The sequence below is a fragment of the Aeromonas sp. QDB11 genome (assembly GCF_027705265.1).
GTDB lineage: Bacteria > Pseudomonadota > Gammaproteobacteria > Enterobacterales > Aeromonadaceae > Aeromonas > Aeromonas allosaccharophila.
The window spans coordinates 1-1,071 of sequence record NZ_JAPDBM010000183.1; the positions used below are offsets into that span (position 1 = coordinate 1).

The following is a 1,071-nucleotide window of genomic DNA, read 5'->3' on the forward strand; positions in this document are numbered from 1 at the left end:
GCAACGTTGATTCCAGATGGCGCTCAATGACGCTTAGCACCTCTGATAGTTGGTTCGAAATTTCGATGGTCACCGCTTCCCTCATGATGTCTAACGGGCGAGGTAAGCCGACCGCAGAATGCGGGTCGGCTTGACCGAAATGTTAGAACCAGAAGCCAAAACGGATAACTTGAATTTGGCGACGGGCGCTAACCGTGAAAAAACGCTGCGCCACCGAGGCGGCACAGCACTGCAAAAACGATAGCTGCTTGCGCTTGCTACGCAAGGGCTAGAGGCCAAAAAGACTGAAAACCTGCGCAGCCCATGCAGGCGAAGCCCGGAAAAAAGGCAAAACAGGCACTGAATAACGCCTGAAAAGCTAAATGCCGTTTGAATAAACATGAGCTAAATAAAGCTGGGTTTCAGTGGTGCTAACGTTGGACGTAACGAGAGCCGGAGCGCAGCGGAGGGAACCAAAATGCGCAGCATTTTGGCGTCCCGTTGACGGAATGGTTAGCCGTTTCGACGCGCATAAACGGAGTGGGTGTACGGAATTACAGCTTGAATGGTTTCGGTTGAGACAAGCTCGAATTCTGTTTCGTTGAGCATTGGGAAGAAGGCGTCACCCTCGAAGGTTTGATGTACCTCAGATAGAAACACGCCGTGGGCGTGAGGTAGTGCCAGAGTGTATATCTCAGCTCCGCCCGCGACGTAGAGTTCATTGCCGAGTTCGGATGCCAAAGCGATAGCGTGCGACAGCGTTGAAACAACTACGCAGCCAGTGGCGCGGTAGTTAGCTTGGCGTGAGATTACCAATGTGTGACGGTTCGGTAGAGGCTTGCCGATAGACTCAAAGGTCTTTCGCCCCATGACAACGACTTTTCCCTCAGTGAGTCTGCGAAAAATCTTCTGCTCACCCGGAATTTTCCAGGGGATATTAGGACCATTGCCAATAACCCGATTGGCTCCCATCGCAGCAACGAGATAAATGCGTACTGATTCCGAGTTCATATGGCTAACTTTGTTTTAGGGCGACTGCCCTGCTGCGTAACATCGTTGCTGCTCCATAACATCAAACATCGACCCACGGCG

Annotated in this window: 2 protein-coding genes; both read right to left on the reverse strand. The window is 51.8% G+C overall.

Going from position 1 to position 1,071, the window contains the following annotated elements; genetic code table 11:
- Nucleotides 1–90 precede the first annotated feature (90 nt).
- Nucleotides 91–381 carry a DUF1010 domain-containing protein gene (locus tag OKC40_RS22545; protein WP_001336345.1) on the reverse strand — a complete coding sequence of 97 codons (291 nt, stop codon included), beginning with the start codon at nt 379–381 and terminating at the stop codon, nt 91–93.
- A gap of 111 nt (nt 382–492) precedes the next feature.
- The gene (gene dfrA12 / locus OKC40_RS22550) at nt 493–990 is read right to left on the reverse strand and encodes a trimethoprim-resistant dihydrofolate reductase DfrA12 (RefSeq protein WP_001083725.1); all 498 of its coding nucleotides are present in this window, start codon (nt 988–990) and stop codon (nt 493–495) included.
- Nucleotides 991–1,071: the final 81 nt, after the last annotated feature.

Coding starts and splice junctions, on each gene's coding strand:
- OKC40_RS22545 (WP_001336345.1), bottom strand. CDS start 381: ATGTTTATTCAAACGGCATTTAGCTTTTCAGGCGTTATTCAGTGCCTG.
- dfrA12 (WP_001083725.1), bottom strand. CDS start 990: ATGAACTCGGAATCAGTACGCATTTATCTCGTTGCTGCGATGGGAGCC.